The following is a 17,809-nucleotide window of genomic DNA, read 5'->3' on the forward strand; positions in this document are numbered from 1 at the left end:
GGAACGTTTTTTTAGAAGATTTATTTTTTATTAAAAGGAGTAAAAAAAAGTATGCAATTTCAAAAGCCAAGAGGAACACGTGATATGTATAATGAAGAGGTTATTATATATCGTAATATTATTAAATCTTTAACACAGTGTGCAATTAAATATAATTATCAAGAATTTATTACTCCTATTTTTGAAAATGCTCAATTATTTTTACGAGCTGTGGGAGATACAACTGATATTATTCAGAAAGAAATTTATCAATTTAATGATAAAAATGATAGATTATTAGCTCTTCGTCCTGAAGGAACAGCAGGTATTGTTCGTGCTATAATTGAAAATAAATTATATAAATCTAAGCAAACGTTAAAGTATTTTTATTATGGTTCGATGTTTCGATATGAAAGACCTCAAAAAGGGCGTCAACGTCAATTTAATCAATTTGGTATCGAAACTCTTGGTGTTAAACATCCTTTAGTTGATGTTGAAGTAATGATGATGGCCTTAGAAATGATAAAAAGTTTTTCAATACCAAATTTAACTTTAAATATTAATTATTTTGGATCTAATGAAACAAAAAATAAATATCAAATAGCACTTAAAGAACAATTATTAAATCAAAGTAAGCAATTGTGTGAAAATTGTCAAATTAGAGTTAATGTATCACCACTAAGAGTTCTTGATTGTAAAATTTGTACTAAATTAAATTTAGAAATACCATATTTAAATGATTTTTTAACTAATGAAGAAAAAACATATTTTACAACTATTATTAATAGTTTAAAAAATAATAAAGTTAATTTTATTATTGATGAGCATTTAGTTCGTGGTTTAGATTATTATAATGGTATTATTTTTGAAATAACTACTATTGATTCACGAATTGGTGAAAGTCAAAATACTTTACTTGGTGGTGGTAGATATGATAATTTATTTAATGAATTGGGCTCACCATTAAAAATTCCTGCTATTGGTTTTGCAATTGGTATTGAAAGATTAATGTTATTATTGGTAGAAAATAAAAATATTAATAAACCACCAATTATTGATTTACAAATTATTGCTTTAAGCGAATTAGGATTAATAATGGCTTCCGATTTATTATTACAATTACGTAAAGAAAATTATCATATTGATATGGAATATAATTTATATCAAGATAAAAATAAGTCACAGATTATTGATCGTAGTTTAGCCAAAAATATACTATTTTTAAAAGAAAAAAATCAGGTTAGTTTTTATTCTTTTGTTAAAAAAGAAATGATAAAATTAATTTTTGATACTGAACAGCAATTGCTTAGTAAGGTTAAAAATCTATTATTAGAGGAGAATGAAGAATATGGAAAAACTCTTTAGAACTCATACATGTGGTAATTTAACGCAGGGTGATATTACAAAAGAAATTATTATTAGTGGTTGAGTTAAAGATATTCGTATTAATAAATTTGGTATTTTTATTGATTTACGTGATATGTACGGAACAACACAAGTCATTGTTAAACCAGATAACGGATATTATCAAGAAATAAAAAATGTTAAAGTTGAATCTGTTTTAAAAGTAATTGGAACAGTTGTCTTACGAAAAAATAAAGATGCAAAAACTGCTAATGATATGATTGAAGTAGTAGCAAAAGATATTGAAATATTAAGCAATTCTATTAATTTACCATTTGTTATTAAAAATGATAATACGCTTGCTAGTGAAGAATTACGTTTACAATATCGCTATTTAGATTTAAGAAGACCAGCAATGAATTATAATATTAAATTTAAACACCAAGTTCTTAGTTGTTTACGAACATTTTTGAATCAAAATAATTTTTTAGAAATTGATACTCCTTGCTTAACAAAATCAACACCAGAAGGTGCTCGTGATTTTTTAGTTGCTGCTCGTATTCAAAAAAAACATTTTTATGCTTTACCACAATCACCACAAATTTATAAGCAATTATTAATGATATCAGGTATTGACAAATATTATCAAATCGCTAAATGTTTTCGTGATGAAGATTTTCGTGCTGATAGACAACCCGAATTTCAACAATTAGACTTAGAAATGGCATTTACTACTAGTAAAGAAATTAAATTAATAGTAGAAAATATGCTAATAAGTCTTTTTAATACTTTAAAAATTGGTAATATTCCTTCAACATTTTCATCAATTACCTATGATCAAGCAATGGATTTATATGGTAGTGATAAACCCGATTTACGTTGTACATGTAAGTTAATAAATATTAATATTAACAATAATAGTGATGGATTTATTTATAAGGGTTTTATAGTTAATGATAAAATGAACGAAACAACTATAAAAAAATTAACAGAAATTAGCAATCAGCATGGAGGAAAAACATTAATAATTTATGACTTAATTAAGAAAAAAATTATTCATAATAATTCTAAAGTAAAATTTGATGATTTAGTTTTATCAGAAGAAATATCAAAAATAAAATATAATAATAATTTTTTAATTTTCGTATATGAACAACAAGATATTGCTAATAAAGTTATGGGTGCTATTAGAAGTTTTTATATTAATGATTTGTCAAAACGAATTAATCATAAAGATTTTATGAATAATATTGAAAACTTTGAATTTATTTGAATTATTGATTGACCAATGTTTGAACAGGAAGAAAATAAATGACAAGCTTGTCATCATCCTTTTACAAGTCCAAAAAATATTGAAAAATTATTAGATATAAAAAATAAAGATTTAGGAACTTTAACTGCAGATGCTTATGATTTGGTTTTAAATGGTTTTGAAATTGCTGGTGGGAGCATTAGAATTCATGATTATAAATTACAGAAAAAGATTTTTGAATTATTAGATTTAAGTAAAACAGAAATTGAAAATAAATTTGGTTTTTTCTTATCAGCTTTTAATTACGGAGTTCCTCCACATGGTGGTATTGCTTTTGGCATTGATCGTTTATTAATGCTTTTAATTAAGAATGAATCAATTCGTGATACTATTGCTTTTCCTAAAAATAATCGTGGTATTTGTTTATTAACAAATAGTCCTAGTGAAATTTCATCTGATCAGTTATCAATATTAAATTTGGAATTTAAGAAGTAAAATTTTAATTTTAAAGTGATTAGAAGTTTAATAAAATTAGAAAATATAAATATTAAAAATCTCTAATGAAAAATAATTTAATTATTTTTCATTAGAGATTAATTATGTAATTTAATTGAAATCAATTTTTCAATAATGTTAAATTAATAATTATTAATTTCAATTATATTTTTTTGATATTTGTTAATATTCAAGTTCAATAAATGGTTCACTATCTTTGGTTTTTAGAACCTGTTTAAAATCTTTTAGAAAATAAAGTAAAATCATTATATACTTTAAAAGTAAGAGGGGTGGTTGGCCCTTAATTACTGGACCATTTTTGATATAAAATTCTAAATTTTAATTTGTAAAATTGGTGGTTTTAGAAATTTAGAATGTATTCTTTCATAATTATAAAACATAACATATTGATTTACATCATTTATAGCTTCATTGATGGATAAATATTGATTTGATCCTTTAGGTAGTCATTCTTGAGATAAATGAGAAAATCAGTTTTCAGATAATACATTACCACCAATATCATAAGGTTGTTTTTTGCTTAAAATTATTTGTTTATCCTCTGCTCATTTTGTGATATCGTGACAATAAAATTCGTTGGCGTTATCTGAATGTAAAATAACATTTTTTATTTGATTTCAAGAAAATTGTTTGTTGATTTTTTCAAGAGCAGGAAGAATTAAATCCTGATATGATTTATTAGGAGCAATATTATAACTAACAACATTATTTGAATAAAAATCAATAATTACAAAAAGATATAATCATCCTTCTTTAGTATTTATTTGTTTAGTGTCCATTGATCAAATTTGATTTGAAGAGGTTGTACTTTTATAATCTTTGTTTACTTTATCCATTGTAGGTATTCACTTATTTGGATTTTTTTTGTTTTTAGGATAGTTATTTTTAGTTTGTTTTAATCCTTGAATATTGTGTTCTTTCATAATTTTTCGCATTTGTTTTATTGATAATTCTATATTTAAAATGATATTTTTTTCTTGTTTTAATCACTCTTTAAAAGCTGAAAAAATTCTTAAATATCCATAAATTCTGCCTTTTCTTGTAGAATGAAATTCGATTAAAAGTTGGCATATTTTTTGATATTTATGATTGCATTTAATAATATGATTTTCTTCTTTTTTAATAGGTTTTTGTTTATTTTTTAAAAAGTAATATGTTGATCTGTTTAATTGAAGATATTGACATAGGTTTCTAATTGAATATTGATTTTTACAATCATCAATAATTTTAATTTTTTCTTTGATATTTAATTTGTTAATTACTAATGCTATTTGTTTAATTTTATCCATTAATAAAAATCCTTTCAGGTTAAAATTAGTGTTAATTATATAACACAATTGTTTTTAGAATACATTCAGGTTTTTTAAATTAATGGTCTAGTAAAAAGGGCTAAGTGGCAAGTGGCAAGTGGCAAGTGGCCTCCCCCTTTTATTCCAGACATTGGTTTAAAGTTTGTTTCTCCTGCTAAACATTTGTAAACTTCACCATTACTAGGAGATTGATATGAACCGGTTCAAACTCCTGCATAAATATTATCATCATTGTCAAAAGTTAAAGAAGAAACAGATTTATTTATACCATCCATTTTTTTAAAAGTATTTTGATTTTTTTGATATTTATAAACGTTACGTTTAAAACTACTTTCTCTAGTACCTATATAAACATTTTCATTTTTATCAATAGCTATTGTTCATATTTCACCATATATTCCTAATATTGGTTTAAAGTTTGTTTCTCCTGCTAAACATTTGTAAAAAGCACCATGTCAAGAACTATTTCTAGTTCCAAGATAAAGATTACCTTTTGTATCAGTTGCTAAAGAACATATTTCACCAGGTATTATTAAATTTATTTTTGGAATTATAATTTTTTTATTATTATTTTTTATTTCTGCTTGTTGTTGAGTTTCTGTTAACTGTGTTTCTAATTCTGTAATTTTATTTGCAAGATTTGTAATTATTTTTCTTTTATCTAATGCATCTCTTTCTGATTTTGCATAGAGATCACTTATTTCTTTTAAATCATCAAGAGTTTCTTGTAGTTTTTTATTTAATTTTTCAATTTTGGTTTTATATTTATTATTAGTTAGACTTTTTTTTCTAATATTTTCTTTTTATTATTTATCATTTTTTAATAAGTACCTTTTTCTTTAAATTAATATAAATATTAATTTTTAATATTAAGATTTACCAAAAATTTGATTTTTTATTATTTAATATCGTAGGTTTAGAAAAAAAATGTAAAATATTGTTAATTAATTTAATTCATATAAAAATTAGTCTTTTTATATTATTTATAAAGTTAAAATAGTAATAATAACATCATATATATATATATATAATTTAATCAATAATATATTACTAGTTTTGTTATAGATTTAAAAAAGTAGATTAATACTTAATTTTGTTGAAACAGTTTTGTATAAATTAGTAATGATAAATTCTAATATTTTTAATACTTATTTTAGGTAAATCTTAATTAAAGTTTATATGTGAAAAAAATAATATACAATAGACTTGGTGCAAAACTAAGGTAATTCAAAATTATATATTCCTGCTATTAAATTAAATCTTAATGCAAATCTTCGTATTTTATTGCGATATTTTAAAGTTAAAATTTTAAAACGTTTTAGTTTAGCAAATACGTGTTCAATTTTAATTCTAATTTTGCTTAAAGTTTTATTGTATTCTTTTTGAATTGGTATTAATTTATTGTATTTACTTTTTTTAAATGGCAAAAATGTATTTTTATGAATATTTTGTATTCCTTGATAACCTGAATCAACAAAAACTTGTTTTTCTGGATGAATAAAAGTTTTAGATTTTAAAAGTAATTTAAAATCATGAATGCTTCCAAAACAAAAAGCGGTTGAAATAATTTTTCCATTTAAAATATCAATAATTATTTGCGATTTAAGAGTATGATGTTTGTTTTTACCCGAAAAAAGTAATTTTAGTTTTTTTTAATTCTTTCAATTGGAGTTTCAGTAGCATCAATAGCTAGTAAAGTATTATTGATTCCTTTATTTTTGATTAAATCTTTTTTGCCAGATAAATTAAAAATTCCACTTTTTATTAAAGTATTTTCAATTCAAAAAATATTACGAATGCAGCTAGTATGACTAATATTATATCTTTTTGCAATAACTCTATAACTACTATACTCTTTTCAGTATTCTAATGTCATTAATAAACGATTTTCTATTGATAATTTATTAGGTTTACCACCAACTGCTTTTTTAATTGCTTCAGCTTTTTTTAAAATTTCAACCATTTTTTGAAATGTTTGTAGTTTTATTCCCACTAAACTATAAAATTCTTGTTCATCTTTGTATTTTTTTAACATAATAATTATCACCTTTGATATTAATAATAACCGTTAAATTATTAAAATTAAAGGTTTTGCACCAAGTCTAATAAAAAAAGTTTTTATTATTATTAAATAATAAAGAAATAAAAAAATAAAGATAGATGAAAAATAAATTTTATTTTTTTATTGATTACTAATAAGTATATCAGTAATCTACTGTTAAGAATCATGTACAATATTTTTACACAAGATTTATATAGAGAGGTGTTTGGATTTATGAAAAAATTTAAAAAAATATTAGCAACGACAGCTACTGTGGGAATATCAACAACAGCAACCCTTAGTACAGTTGCATGTGATAATTATTCATTACCACAATTAGACAGTAAATATGCACAATTATTAGGTTGATATGATACTGATGGTAAAAGTTTAATTTTACAAAAATTAAACTATGATAATACATCTGATAGTGAAAAATATTCGGTTATTGCAGATGATCACTTAATGAAAATTAATGATCTTTTTAAAAATAAATTGTTAAGAACATGTGTACCACCTCATAAATATAGGGCAGAAAATGCTAATGCAGCACATTTTTAAAAGATTTAGGTTTCAAAACTGGTGATGAAATTGGTATTTATTCAGATGAAGAATATGCTGAAATTGTTAGTTTAACTGTTAGTATTAAAAATACTTTTCCAGGAGAAATTAAAGAAAAATATACCGAAGATGGTTTTGAATTAGAAGCAGGTAAATGTCAAATTGATATTATCAAAAATAATGAAATTTTAAAATCTTATATTATTAATACAGCCGACAATAAGGATTTAGATGTTAGTGAAGAATTTCGAAAAATTTTACCTGATTTGAAACTTTATAATAATCTGGGAGTTAAAAAAGGAAGTTTAGCCTCTGGTTTTAAATTAGAATTTTCACCATATAAACAAAAGCAATGAGAAACTTTAATTGGTTTATTAAATACAAAAGTTTATACATTTTTTTATGATGCCGCTAAAAATGGTAATAAAATTACTAGATTTATTAATGTTCAGAGAGTGTGATTACAAGTAGATTTTGGGAAAGTAAATGCACTAAAAGATTCAAGAATTGGATCATTACCAGTTTTAGAACCTGTTTAAAATCTTTTAGAGAATAGGATAAAATGATTATATATTTTAAAATAAGAGGTATATATGTGTAAAAATTATCCTAGTAATGTTAGCAAAGAGCAATTTGAAAATATAAAATCAATTTTAGAAAATACTAAAAAGAGAACTAAACCAAGAAGTTTAGATTTATATGAAGTATTTTGTGCAGTTTTATATGTATTAAAAAGTGGTTGCCAGTGAAGAATGTTACCAAAAAATTTTCCAAAATGACAAATTGTATATTATTATTTTCAAGCTTGAAGTAAAAATAATGATAAAGAACCTAGTGTATTACAATTAGTTTTAAAAAAAATTAGTCAAGGCATTTCGTATCAATAATGGTAGAAAAGAACAAACTAGTTTTTGTATAATTGATTCACAAAGTGTTAAAAATACAGATACTACTAAAAATAAAGGTTATGATGCTGGTAAAAAGATTTCAGGAATAAAGCGTCATATTGCTGTTGATTCTCAAGGTTTACCACATGCAATTTACATAACCACAGCAGAAAAAACAGATCGTAATAGTGCTATAATAATGATTGAAAATGAAAAAGAGAATCTTTCTGCAGTTCAAAAAATACTAGTAGATGCTGGTTATACTGGTGAAAAATTTGCTTCTAAAATTAAAACAATTATAAATGCAAATGTTGAAGTTATAAAACGTAATGAATTACATTCTTTTGTAGTATTACCAAAAAGATGAGTTGTAGAACGAAGTTTTGCATGATTAGAAAAATGCAGAAGATTATGAAAAAAAATTAAATACTAGCTTACAAATGGTTGTTCTTGCCTTTATTTCAATTTTATTGAAAAGATTTTAAACAGGTTCTCAGAAGCAATACAATCAGTTTATCTTAAAACAGAACATCAATTATGCATTGTTCATCAAATTAGAAATAGTTTGAAATATGTCTCATATAAGCATAGAAAATCTCTAGTTGCAGATTTAAAACCAATTTATACTGCATGTAGTGAAAAACAAGCAATGCAGGCTTTAGAATCCTTTGAAAATAAGTGAAATAAACAATATCCTCAAATTGCTAAATCTTGATATAAAAATTGAGATAATTTAATGGTTTTTATTAGTTATCCTGCAGAAATCAAAAGAGTGATTTATACAACAAATGCTATTGAATCTGTAAATAGTCAATTACGAAAAGTTATCAGAAATAAAAAAGTTTTTCCTAATGATATGGCAGTTTTTAAAATATTTTATTTAGCAATTGAAAATATAACAAAAAAATGAACAATGCCCATTCAAAATTGAAATACAGCAATTGCTCATTTTATGATAAAATTTGAAGACAGAATTAATCTAAACTAGTACTTTGTAAAACAAAGATACACAGATTACATAAAAGCCTCAATAAATCTACTGCTTTTGATATTGGATCATTATTATTAAAGTTATCTTTTTTAGCCATCTGTAACTCACTCTTTCTAGTCATTTAATTATATTTACTATAATTAATTAAACATAGTTATTTTTGTAAGTTACACAGATTACTAAACATTTCCTAAATTTCATTAACAACTGTTAAAATCATAGGTAACTTACCAGTTTCTTTTTTAATATAATCTTGTAAATCATTTTTCATTTTAGTCTTAACTTCACTAAGACTAAAAGCAGTATTAGTTTTATATTTTTCAATAACATTAATAATAATGTTTTGCAATTTTTTCAACATTTCTTCATTATTAGTTAAATAAACAACACCACGCATTTGTGCATCAATTAAAGAAACAATTTCCTTAGTTTTACGATTTATTGTCACTCCTGTAATTAAAATACCATCACGTTGTAATTGTTTTCTTTCACTAATAACAATTGAACCAATATCACCAACACCAATACCATCTACATATACATCACCAGTTTTTATTAAGTTATCTGTTGTTTTATTAGTAGCATTTTTATCATTAAAACGAGAAGGACGTGCAACATACTGTTTAACAAAATTATCAATTAATTTACCATTTTCAAAAGTAATAACTTCACCATTATCATGAATTAAAGCATTGTTATGTAACACACCAGCATCAATGGCTGCTGCTTGTGCTGCTACAAAATCTTTATATAAACCTTTAACTGGTAAAAAATATTTTGGTTCAATAATATTAACCATTAACTTAATATCTTCATAAGAAGCATTTAAACTTCAAGCTTGTTTTTCTGATATATTAATAACTTTAACATCAGTACGTGCTAAGTCATCTAATAAGGCTGCATGAGCCAATTCATTTCCTGGAATTGGTGGAGTTGCTAAAATTATTGTATCTTGCGATTCAAGTTTTAAATAATCATCATTACCAATAGCAATTTTATTCATTCTAGTAAATAAACGTTCACCACTACCAGTAACAATAATTACTGTATCTTTAGTACCAATTGTTTGTGCTAAATTAATAATTTGTGATTTATCAATATTGAAAGCGTTTAAATCATTAACTTTTAATAAAATATCATATAAAGTTGCACCATAAACTGCAATTTTACGTTTAGAGTCAGTTTCTTTAATAGCATTAAGAATTTCACTAACACGATATAAATCTTGATCATAACATGCAAGAATAACCCTTCCTGGTGCTTCTTTTAATACTGGTTCAATAATAGTTTGAATTTTATGCTTAGGAGCTGTAAAAGCTTTTCTATTGGCACATGTTGCTTCACTAATTAATAATAAAACATCATTTTTAGAAACACTAGCTAAATGTTGAATATCAGTAGTAAAATCACTACGATGTTCACCATCAAAAATATAATCACCCGTATAAACAATTGTTTCATTTAATTTAATATTTTCACCATTATTTACAGTTAAAACAAAACCTAAACTACCTGGAATTGAAGTAGTTGTTTTAAATGTTTTAACAACAACATTACCAAACGATACTTTTTGTTCAGGCTCAATAGTTTTAATTATAATTTCATTTTGATTAATAAAACGAAAACGTTCTAATTTCTGCTTAATCATAAAATCAGTTAATTTACTAGTAAAGATTGGAACTTTATACTCGGGTTTTATTTTATTAAAATCTTTTAAAATATAAGGTAGTGCTCCAAAAGCATCATCAGATGGTTTTGAAATAAATATACCTTGAATACGATGTTTATTTTCTTTTAAATATGTATAATCTGGAATAATAATATCAATTCCTAAAATTTCTCTTTCTGGGAGTCTAATGCCGGCATCAAATACAAATATCTTATCATTTACTTCAACAACATATAAGTTTTTACCACGTTCATCTAATCCACCCAGAGCAAATACTTTTATCTTTACCATGTTTTCACCAGTTTTCAACTTTCTTTATTTTTATTTTATAAAATTTAATATCTTAGAAGAACATAAAAATTAAAATTTTAACTTAAATTCCCAAGATGCTGCTATATTATGTTATTAGTATTTTAACACTAATTTAATAATAAAACTGTAATTAATTTTCATTAAAAATAGTTTCAAATTATTTATCAATAATTTCTAAGCTAAGCTTACTATTATCTTCAACTTTAATTACTCGAACTTTAATTATATCATTGATTTTAACGACATTATTTAAATTATCAATACGTTTATTAAATTTTTTTGAAAATTCTGAAATATGAATTAAACCATCAATCTTATCTTGTAAATTAACAAAAACACCAAAATTAACAATTTTTACAACTTTACTATCAAATTCAGAACCGATTTTAATTTGAACAGGATTAACAATACTTTCAATAATTTGTCAAGCTTTATCAATGGCTGATTGTTCATTATGATAAATCATCAATCGTCCATCATCTTCAATATCAATTTTAACATTATCACAGTCGGTAATAATTTTATTAATAACTTTCCCACCAACACCAATAATATCACGAATTTTATCAATTGGAATTAACTTTTGAATAATTTTTGGAGCATTAGGTGCCAATGTAGTTCTAGGCTTTTTAATTACTTCATTCATGTTTGCTAATACTTGTAATCTCGCAACTCTGGCTTTTTCCAAAGCTTGTGTAATAATATTAAAATCAATACCAGTAATTTTAATATCCATTTGTAAAGCACAAATACCATTGGCTGTTCCTGCCACTTTAAAATCCATATCACCTAAGTGATCTTCTAATCCTTGAATATCAGTTAAAATTGTAAAATCTTTTTCTTCTTTAATTAAACCCATGGCAATACCAGCAATTGCAGCTCTAATTGGTACGCCACCAGCCATTAATGCCATTGATGAAGCACAAATTGCTGCTTGTGAAGTTGAACCATTTGATGCTAATACTTCTGATACTAATCTAATTGTATAAGGGAAATCTTTTTCAAGAGGAATAATTTGTAATAATGCTTTTTCACCAAGGGCGCCATGACCAATCTCACGTCGTGAAGGAACACCCATTCTTCCGGTTTCACCAACAGAAAATGGAGGAAAATTATAATGATGAATAAAAGGTTTATACTCTTCTTTACCTAATCCATCAATAATTTGATGTTCAGCAAGTGCACCCAACGTTAAAACTGATAAAACTTGTGTTTCACCACGAGTAAACATTGCACTACCATGAACAATAGGTAAAACATCAATCATACTTGTTAATTTTCTAATATCATCAGCTTTTCGTCCATCAACTCGTACATTATTTTTTAAAATCATAGTACGCATTACTTTTTGTAATAATTGATCAATACTTTTGCGTAAATTATGAATAGTTGTTTCTTCACCAATATTTAAAACTTCTTGATTAAATTCATTTTTAAAACTTTGAAATGTTTCTTCAACTAAATTTTTAATCAAGTTGCTTCGACTTTTTTTATCAACAGTAGTACTAATTTTACTAATTTGTGATTGACAATTTGTAGAAACAAATTGTTCAATATTAACAGGAATTAATGCTAACTGTGGCTCAAATTTATTTGGTTTTAATTTTTCAATGATACTTTCTTGAAAAATTATTAATTTAATAATATGTTCATGTGCAAATTTTAATGCTTTAATCATATCTTTTTCTAAAATATCATGACATCCTGCTTCAACCATATTGATGGCATCTTTTGTTCCACCAACAATTAATTCCATTTTTGAATTTAATAATTGCTCTTGTGTTGGATTAAGGACAAGTTCATCATTTATTTTACCAACAACAACAGTAGCACTAAGAGCCTGAAATGGCAAACTACTTAATCCTAAAGCAAGTGAAGTCCCAAAAGCTGCATTTACTCTAACATCACAAGCATCATCTAACGCAAAAACATTATTTACAACTTGCACTTCATTAACAAAACCTTTTGGAAATAATGGACGAATTGAACGATCAATTAATCTAGCACATAGTGTTGCATATTCACTAGGTCGACCTTCACGCTTTAAAAAACCACCCGGAATCTTACCAACTGAATATAACTTTTCTTGAAAAACTATTTGTAATGGAAAAAAATCTTGATTATTAATAACTTCATTATAAGATACAGTTGTTAATACAACTGTATTTCCATAAGTAATTTTTACTGATTTTTCTGCTAAATTAGCCATTGTACCTAATTCAACAATTAATTCATATTTTCCTTCTTTAAAAAGGAATTTTTCTTTTAACATTATTTTACTCCTTAACTTCCATTTTTTGTCGCAACTATGAGCATTATAGCATAATAAAATGTTAAAATAAGTTATAGAACAATTTTATTTTAGGAGGTCATAACTTATGTTTAAACATAAAATACAAAATGAAATTTCAATTTCAAATAAAGACTTTGATAAAATTAAAAATAAAGCTTTAATTATTGATGTTCGTGATGTTGCTGAATATCAAATTTTAAAAAAAATAACAAATGATAATGGTGAACTTAATATTGTTAATATTCCTTACTATGATTTGATTAAAAATCCTAGTAAATATATTGAAAGCAAAAATCAAGTGATTATAACTATTTGTAATGCAGGAAATCGTTCAACTGCTGCTGCACTAACACTCAGAGAATTGGGCTATACTAACACTTATGTTTTAATTAATGGTATTTATGGATATTACAAAAAATAACTTATTTCTCATTATTTAATTTAATAAGATCATTAATAGCAATACTTAAATTATTACAATAAGTTCCTAGGACTAAACTAACACTATCGTCTTGGTCTAAAATACCACGATTTTTAATTTTTTTAAGATTATTAAAATTAATTTTTGAATGATCAATAATCTCTACCTTAATTTTATTTGCTGTTGCTGTTGTCCCTTTAATATTATCAATTCCTCCTAAATCAACAATAAAATTTTGTAATTTAAATGGGAATTTTTGTGGTTTATTAATGGGTTTTAAACTACTTTCTTGTTGATTGCGTAATTTTTTAGCTGTACTAACATTTCATATTCAAATCCCAATACTAGCCACAGCAAATAACAATGCAATAACTAATAATACTATTTGTCAAATTGGCATGATTACCTTCCTTAATTAATATATTTTTAAATATTTTCTTAATCTTCTTGAATAAAAGCTTTTTTTACTTTAGCAAGTAAAGAATGATGATTAAGTCGATATTCTAAAACTTGTAACGTTAATTTTGATAATTTAATTGTTACCTTATCATTTAGTTTATCATTAAAATCAAAAGTATCAACAATTAATTTTCCAAAATCCCTCAATTTACTATCTTTTTGAATATTTTTCAAAGTAATTTCATGATTTTCATCCAAAATTAGTGGTGAATTTAAACTGCGATAACTATTATTAGCTACTGGAGCAATTTCATGAAATTGCATTAAGTTATGATTTGAAATTAAAACAGCACCACCAAGTGATTTCATTAAACCCGTCGAACCAGTTCTTGTTGCAATAACTAAACCAGAACCACGAAAGTTTTCAAATAATTGATTATTAATTAACACTTGACATGAAAGAGTTGTTGTTAAATTAACAAATTTAACTTCATTAATAGCATATAAAATCTTATTATTAATATTTACTTCTAATAATGAAAATTTATTTACTATTAAATTATTATCATTTTTATCAATTCACATTAATACTTTGTCAACTTCTGTGTTTAAAAAGTTTTCATAAAAACCAAGATTACCACATTTAAAACTAACAAACTTAACAGTATTGAGTATATTACTATAATCATGAACAGCTTTTAAAAATGTTCCATCACCACCAATAATAAAAACAATATCTGGAAAAGAAGTATCTTCAAGTGCTTTAAGGGCCAATAACTTGGCCCTTAATTCCTTAGCTAATGATTGAGAATTCTCATATTTATTAGCAATAATTGTAAATTTATAATTTTTCATCATGTATTCCAATCATATTTCAATTAAAATATTTCACAAGAATCTTCAAATTCGTTTTCAATAGAACCACGTAAAAATAATTCAATCTCATCTTCATTATAACCAATTTGAATACGTTGTTTATTTTCTTGAACAATAATTGGACGTTTTAAAACAGTTGGTGAAGTTTTAATTAAATCAAAAACTTGTAACATTGTTAACTTTTCAATATTAATAGCATGTGTTTTAATAAACTTTGCTCTTGTTGAAATAATATCACCAACACCATTTGGTACAAATTTTAATAATAATTTAATTTCAGTATCGGTCAATGGATTATGGATAATATTACGTTTAATATATGGAATTTTATGCTTATCAAAAAATTGAATAACTTTTTTTGAAGACAAACAACTTGGCGAAACATATATTTTAATCATGACAATACCCCTCTTTGCTTTTAGACTACATTTGATTTAAATACTCTTTTTTTAAAATTAATATTTTTTTATCTTTTAAAGATAAAAGTTAATAAACTCTACATTACTATAATAATATATATTTCCACACTATCTTTGACCAAACTTAGAAAATAAGTACATGAAAGACCTTTTCCGCTATATCCTTCACCCACATATTATATCATATTATTTTTTGAAAAATAGATACTTTTATTCCTTAAATTTTATAAAAAAATTTAACATATATTTTACTGTCAAATTTTATTTATAATTTGAATTATAATATAATGAAATTATAAAATTAAATTTTCTTTATTTTAAAGTAAATAATTAAAAATAAATAATTTTTATGCGTAAAAAACAAGGAGTTAACTAAACATGCCTATTCAAAATAATAACAGTAAATATTTTAAAGAATTTATAATTGGAACTATAATTAGTTCCACCGGAATATTATTAACTGGTCTTAGTTTATCAACTATTTTATTTTTTTTATGATAATACAAGAAATGGAAAATCAATAAAAGATAAATTAAATACTATTTTAAATCCAAATAATTTAGTAGTATGCATAATGGGTTCTGTATCTTTAATTCATAGTTTAAACATAACACAATTTGGTAATAAAAAAAGGTGGTTGGCCCTTAATTACTGGACCATTTTTGATATAAAATTCTAAATTTTAATTTGTAAAATTGGTGGTTTTAGAAATTTAGAATGTATTCTTTCATAATTATAAAACATAACATATTGATTTACATCATTTATAGCTTCATTGATGGATAAATATTGATTTGATCCTTTAGGTAGTCATTCTTGAGATAAATGAGAAAATCAGTTTTCAGATAATACATTACCACCAATATCATAAGGTTGTTTTTTGCTTAAAATTATTTGTTTATCCTCTGCTCATTTTGTGATATCTTGACAATAAAATTCGTTGGCGTTATCTGAATGTAAAATAACATTTTTTACTTGATTTCAAGAAAATTGTTTGTTGATTTTTTCAAGAGCAGGAAGAATTAAATCCTGATATGATTTATTAGGAGCAATATTATAACTAACAACATTATTTGAATAAAAATCAATAATTACAAAAAGATATAATCATCCTTCTTTAGTATTTATTTGTTTAGGCCACTTGCCACTTGCCACTTAGCCCTTTTTACTAGACCATTAATTTAAAAAACCTGAATGTATTCTAAAAACAATTGTGTTATATAATTAACACTAATTTTAACCTGAAAGGATTTTTATTAATGGATAAAATTAAACAAATAGCATTAGTAATTAACAAATTAAATATCAAAGAAAAAATTAAAATTATTGATGATTGTAAAAATCAATATTCAATTAGAAACCTATGTCAATATCTTCAATTAAACAGATCAACATATTACTTTTTAAAAAATAAACAAAAACCTATTAAAAAAGAAGAAAATCATATTATTAAATGCAATCATAAATATCAAAAAATATGCCAACTTTTAATCGAATTTCATTCTACAAGAAAAGGCAGAATTTATGGATATTTAAGAATTTTTTCAGCTTTTAAAGAGTGATTAAAACAAGAAAAAAATATCATTTTAAATATAGAATTATCAATAAAACAAATGCGAAAAATTATGAAAGAACACAATATTCAAGGATTAAAACAAACTAAAAATAACTATCCTAAAAACAAAAAAAATCCAAATAAGTGAATACCTACAATGGATAAAGTAAACAAAGATTATAAAAGTACAACCTCTTCAAATCAAATTTGATCAATGGACACTAAACAAATAAATACTAAAGAAGGATGATTATATCTTTTTGTAATTATTGATTTTTATTCAAATAATGTTGTTAGTTATAATATTGCTCCTAATAAATCATATCAGGATTTAATTCTTCCTGCTCTTGAAAAAATCAACAAACAATTTTCTTGAAATCAAATAAAAAATGTTATTTTACATTCAGATAACGCCAACGAATTTTATTGTCACGATATCACAAAATGAGCAGAGGATAAACAAATAATTTTAAGCAAAAAACAACCTTATGATATTGGTGGTAATGTATTATCTGAAAACTGATTTTCTCATTTATCTCAAGAATGACTACCTAAAGGATCAAATCAATATTTATCCATCAATGAAGCTATAAATGATGTAAATCAATATGTTATGTTTTATAATTATGAAAGAATACATTCTAAATTTCTAAAACCACCAATTTTACAAATTAAAATTTAGAATTTTATATCAAAAATGGTCCAGTAATTAAGGGCCAACCACCAATCTTCAGTATTTTCTAATAATAAATCTACTGCTTTTGATATTGGATCATTATTATTAATATTTTGCTTTTTAGCCATCTGTAACTCACTCTTTCTAGTCATTTAATTATATTTACTAGAATTAATTAAACATAGTTATTTTTGTAAGTTACACAGATTACTAAACATTACCATTATTGATGATTGTAAAAATCAATATTCAATTAGAAACCTATGTCAATATCTTCAATTAAACAGATCAACATATTACTTTTTAAA

Annotated in this window: 16 protein-coding genes and 3 pseudogenes; 8 read left to right on the forward strand and 11 right to left on the reverse strand. The window is 24.0% G+C overall.

Going from position 1 to position 17,809, the window contains the following annotated elements; all coding sequences use genetic code 4:
- Positions 1-51: 51 nt before the first annotated feature.
- Positions 52-1,344 (forward strand): histidine--tRNA ligase, encoded by a 1,293-nt coding sequence (gene hisS / locus AAHM96_RS02375; RefSeq protein ID WP_342273475.1) that lies wholly within the window; start codon positions 52-54, stop codon positions 1,342-1,344.
- Positions 1,328-3,070: an aspartate--tRNA ligase gene (aspS, locus tag AAHM96_RS02380; RefSeq protein ID WP_342273476.1), complete on the forward strand. Its 1,743-nt coding sequence runs from the start codon at positions 1,328-1,330 to the stop codon at positions 3,068-3,070. Before hisS ends, aspS begins: the two co-directional genes overlap by 17 nt.
- Positions 3,071-3,402: 332 nt before the next feature.
- Here the strand turns inward: aspS and AAHM96_RS02385 are convergent, their stop codons facing one another.
- From AAHM96_RS02385 to AAHM96_RS02395, 3 genes and pseudogenes are all read right to left on the reverse strand, one after another.
- Positions 3,403-4,380 (reverse strand): IS3 family transposase, encoded by a 978-nt coding sequence (locus tag AAHM96_RS02385; protein ID WP_342272762.1) that lies wholly within the window; start codon positions 4,378-4,380, stop codon positions 3,403-3,405.
- A gap of 74 nt (positions 4,381-4,454) precedes the next feature.
- Positions 4,455-4,676: a hypothetical protein gene (locus tag AAHM96_RS02390; protein WP_342273477.1), complete on the reverse strand. Its 222-nt coding sequence runs from the start codon at positions 4,674-4,676 to the stop codon at positions 4,455-4,457.
- A 942-nt stretch (positions 4,677-5,618) separates the two neighbouring features.
- A pseudogene (locus AAHM96_RS02395) lies at positions 5,619-6,436 on the reverse strand (IS5 family transposase).
- Between the two features lie 240 nt (positions 6,437-6,676).
- On the opposite strand from AAHM96_RS02395, the gene AAHM96_RS02400 reads away from it, so the two are divergent.
- The 4 genes and pseudogenes from AAHM96_RS02400 to AAHM96_RS02415 form a co-directional block, all read left to right on the forward strand.
- The gene (locus tag AAHM96_RS02400) at positions 6,677-7,003 is read left to right on the forward strand and encodes a hypothetical protein (protein ID WP_342273478.1); all 327 of its coding nucleotides are present in this window, start codon (positions 6,677-6,679) and stop codon (positions 7,001-7,003) included.
- Between the two features lie 266 nt (positions 7,004-7,269).
- A complete protein-coding gene (locus AAHM96_RS02405; RefSeq protein WP_342273479.1) occupies positions 7,270-7,542 on the forward strand; it encodes a hypothetical protein in 273 nt (90 codons plus the stop codon).
- Positions 7,543-7,596: 54 nt separating this feature from the next.
- Positions 7,597-8,375, forward strand: a pseudogene (locus AAHM96_RS02410) (IS5 family transposase).
- A pseudogene (locus tag AAHM96_RS02415) lies at positions 8,372-8,878 on the forward strand (IS256 family transposase); the annotation flags it as partial. The pseudogenes AAHM96_RS02410 and AAHM96_RS02415, both read left to right, overlap by 4 nt.
- On the opposite strand, the gene AAHM96_RS02420 reads toward AAHM96_RS02415, so the two are convergent.
- From AAHM96_RS02420 to AAHM96_RS02430, 3 genes are all read right to left on the reverse strand, one after another.
- The gene (locus AAHM96_RS02420; protein ID WP_342273480.1) at positions 8,865-9,002 is read right to left on the reverse strand and encodes a hypothetical protein; all 138 of its coding nucleotides are present in this window, start codon (positions 9,000-9,002) and stop codon (positions 8,865-8,867) included. The pseudogene AAHM96_RS02415 and the gene AAHM96_RS02420 overlap by 14 nt on opposite strands.
- 69 nt (positions 9,003-9,071) lie before the next feature.
- Complete coding sequence (locus AAHM96_RS02425) at positions 9,072-10,841, reverse strand: ribonuclease J (protein ID WP_342273481.1); 1,770 nt, start codon at positions 10,839-10,841, stop codon at positions 9,072-9,074.
- 178 nt (positions 10,842-11,019) lie between these two features.
- Positions 11,020-13,134 (reverse strand): polyribonucleotide nucleotidyltransferase, encoded by a 2,115-nt coding sequence (locus tag AAHM96_RS02430; protein WP_342273482.1) that lies wholly within the window; start codon positions 13,132-13,134, stop codon positions 11,020-11,022.
- Positions 13,135-13,240: 106 nt separating this feature from the next.
- On the opposite strand from AAHM96_RS02430, the gene AAHM96_RS02435 reads away from it, so the two are divergent.
- Positions 13,241-13,576 (forward strand): rhodanese-like domain-containing protein, encoded by a 336-nt coding sequence (locus AAHM96_RS02435; protein ID WP_281749170.1) that lies wholly within the window; start codon positions 13,241-13,243, stop codon positions 13,574-13,576.
- Position 13,577: 1 nt separating this feature from the next.
- Here the strand turns inward: AAHM96_RS02435 and AAHM96_RS02440 are convergent, their stop codons facing one another.
- The 4 genes from AAHM96_RS02440 to AAHM96_RS02455 form a co-directional block, all read right to left on the reverse strand.
- Positions 13,578-13,976 (reverse strand): hypothetical protein, encoded by a 399-nt coding sequence (locus AAHM96_RS02440; protein ID WP_281749171.1) that lies wholly within the window; start codon positions 13,974-13,976, stop codon positions 13,578-13,580.
- A gap of 38 nt (positions 13,977-14,014) precedes the next feature.
- A complete protein-coding gene (locus tag AAHM96_RS02445) occupies positions 14,015-14,833 on the reverse strand; it encodes an NAD(+)/NADH kinase (RefSeq protein ID WP_342273483.1) in 819 nt (272 codons plus the stop codon).
- 20 nt (positions 14,834-14,853) lie between these two features.
- Complete coding sequence (locus tag AAHM96_RS02450; RefSeq protein WP_281749173.1) at positions 14,854-15,249, reverse strand: Spx/MgsR family RNA polymerase-binding regulatory protein; 396 nt, start codon at positions 15,247-15,249, stop codon at positions 14,854-14,856.
- Between the two features lie 696 nt (positions 15,250-15,945).
- On the reverse strand, positions 15,946-16,425 hold the full coding sequence (locus AAHM96_RS02455) for a DDE-type integrase/transposase/recombinase (protein ID WP_342273484.1): 480 nt from the start codon (positions 16,423-16,425) through the stop codon (positions 15,946-15,948).
- A gap of 104 nt (positions 16,426-16,529) precedes the next feature.
- On the opposite strand from AAHM96_RS02455, the gene AAHM96_RS02460 reads away from it, so the two are divergent.
- Complete coding sequence (locus AAHM96_RS02460; RefSeq protein ID WP_342272762.1) at positions 16,530-17,507, forward strand: IS3 family transposase; 978 nt, start codon at positions 16,530-16,532, stop codon at positions 17,505-17,507.
- Here AAHM96_RS02460 and AAHM96_RS02465 read toward each other — a convergent pair.
- The gene (locus AAHM96_RS02465) at positions 17,504-17,653 is read right to left on the reverse strand and encodes a hypothetical protein (protein ID WP_342273485.1); all 150 of its coding nucleotides are present in this window, start codon (positions 17,651-17,653) and stop codon (positions 17,504-17,506) included. The genes AAHM96_RS02460 and AAHM96_RS02465 overlap by 4 nt on opposite strands.
- Between the last annotated feature and the right edge of the window lie 156 nt (positions 17,654-17,809).

This window comes from Spiroplasma endosymbiont of Acasis viretata (assembly GCF_964031275.1).
Taxonomy (GTDB): Bacteria; Bacillota_I; Bacilli_A; order Mycoplasmatales; family VBWQ01; genus Spiroplasma_E; species Spiroplasma_E ixodetis_A.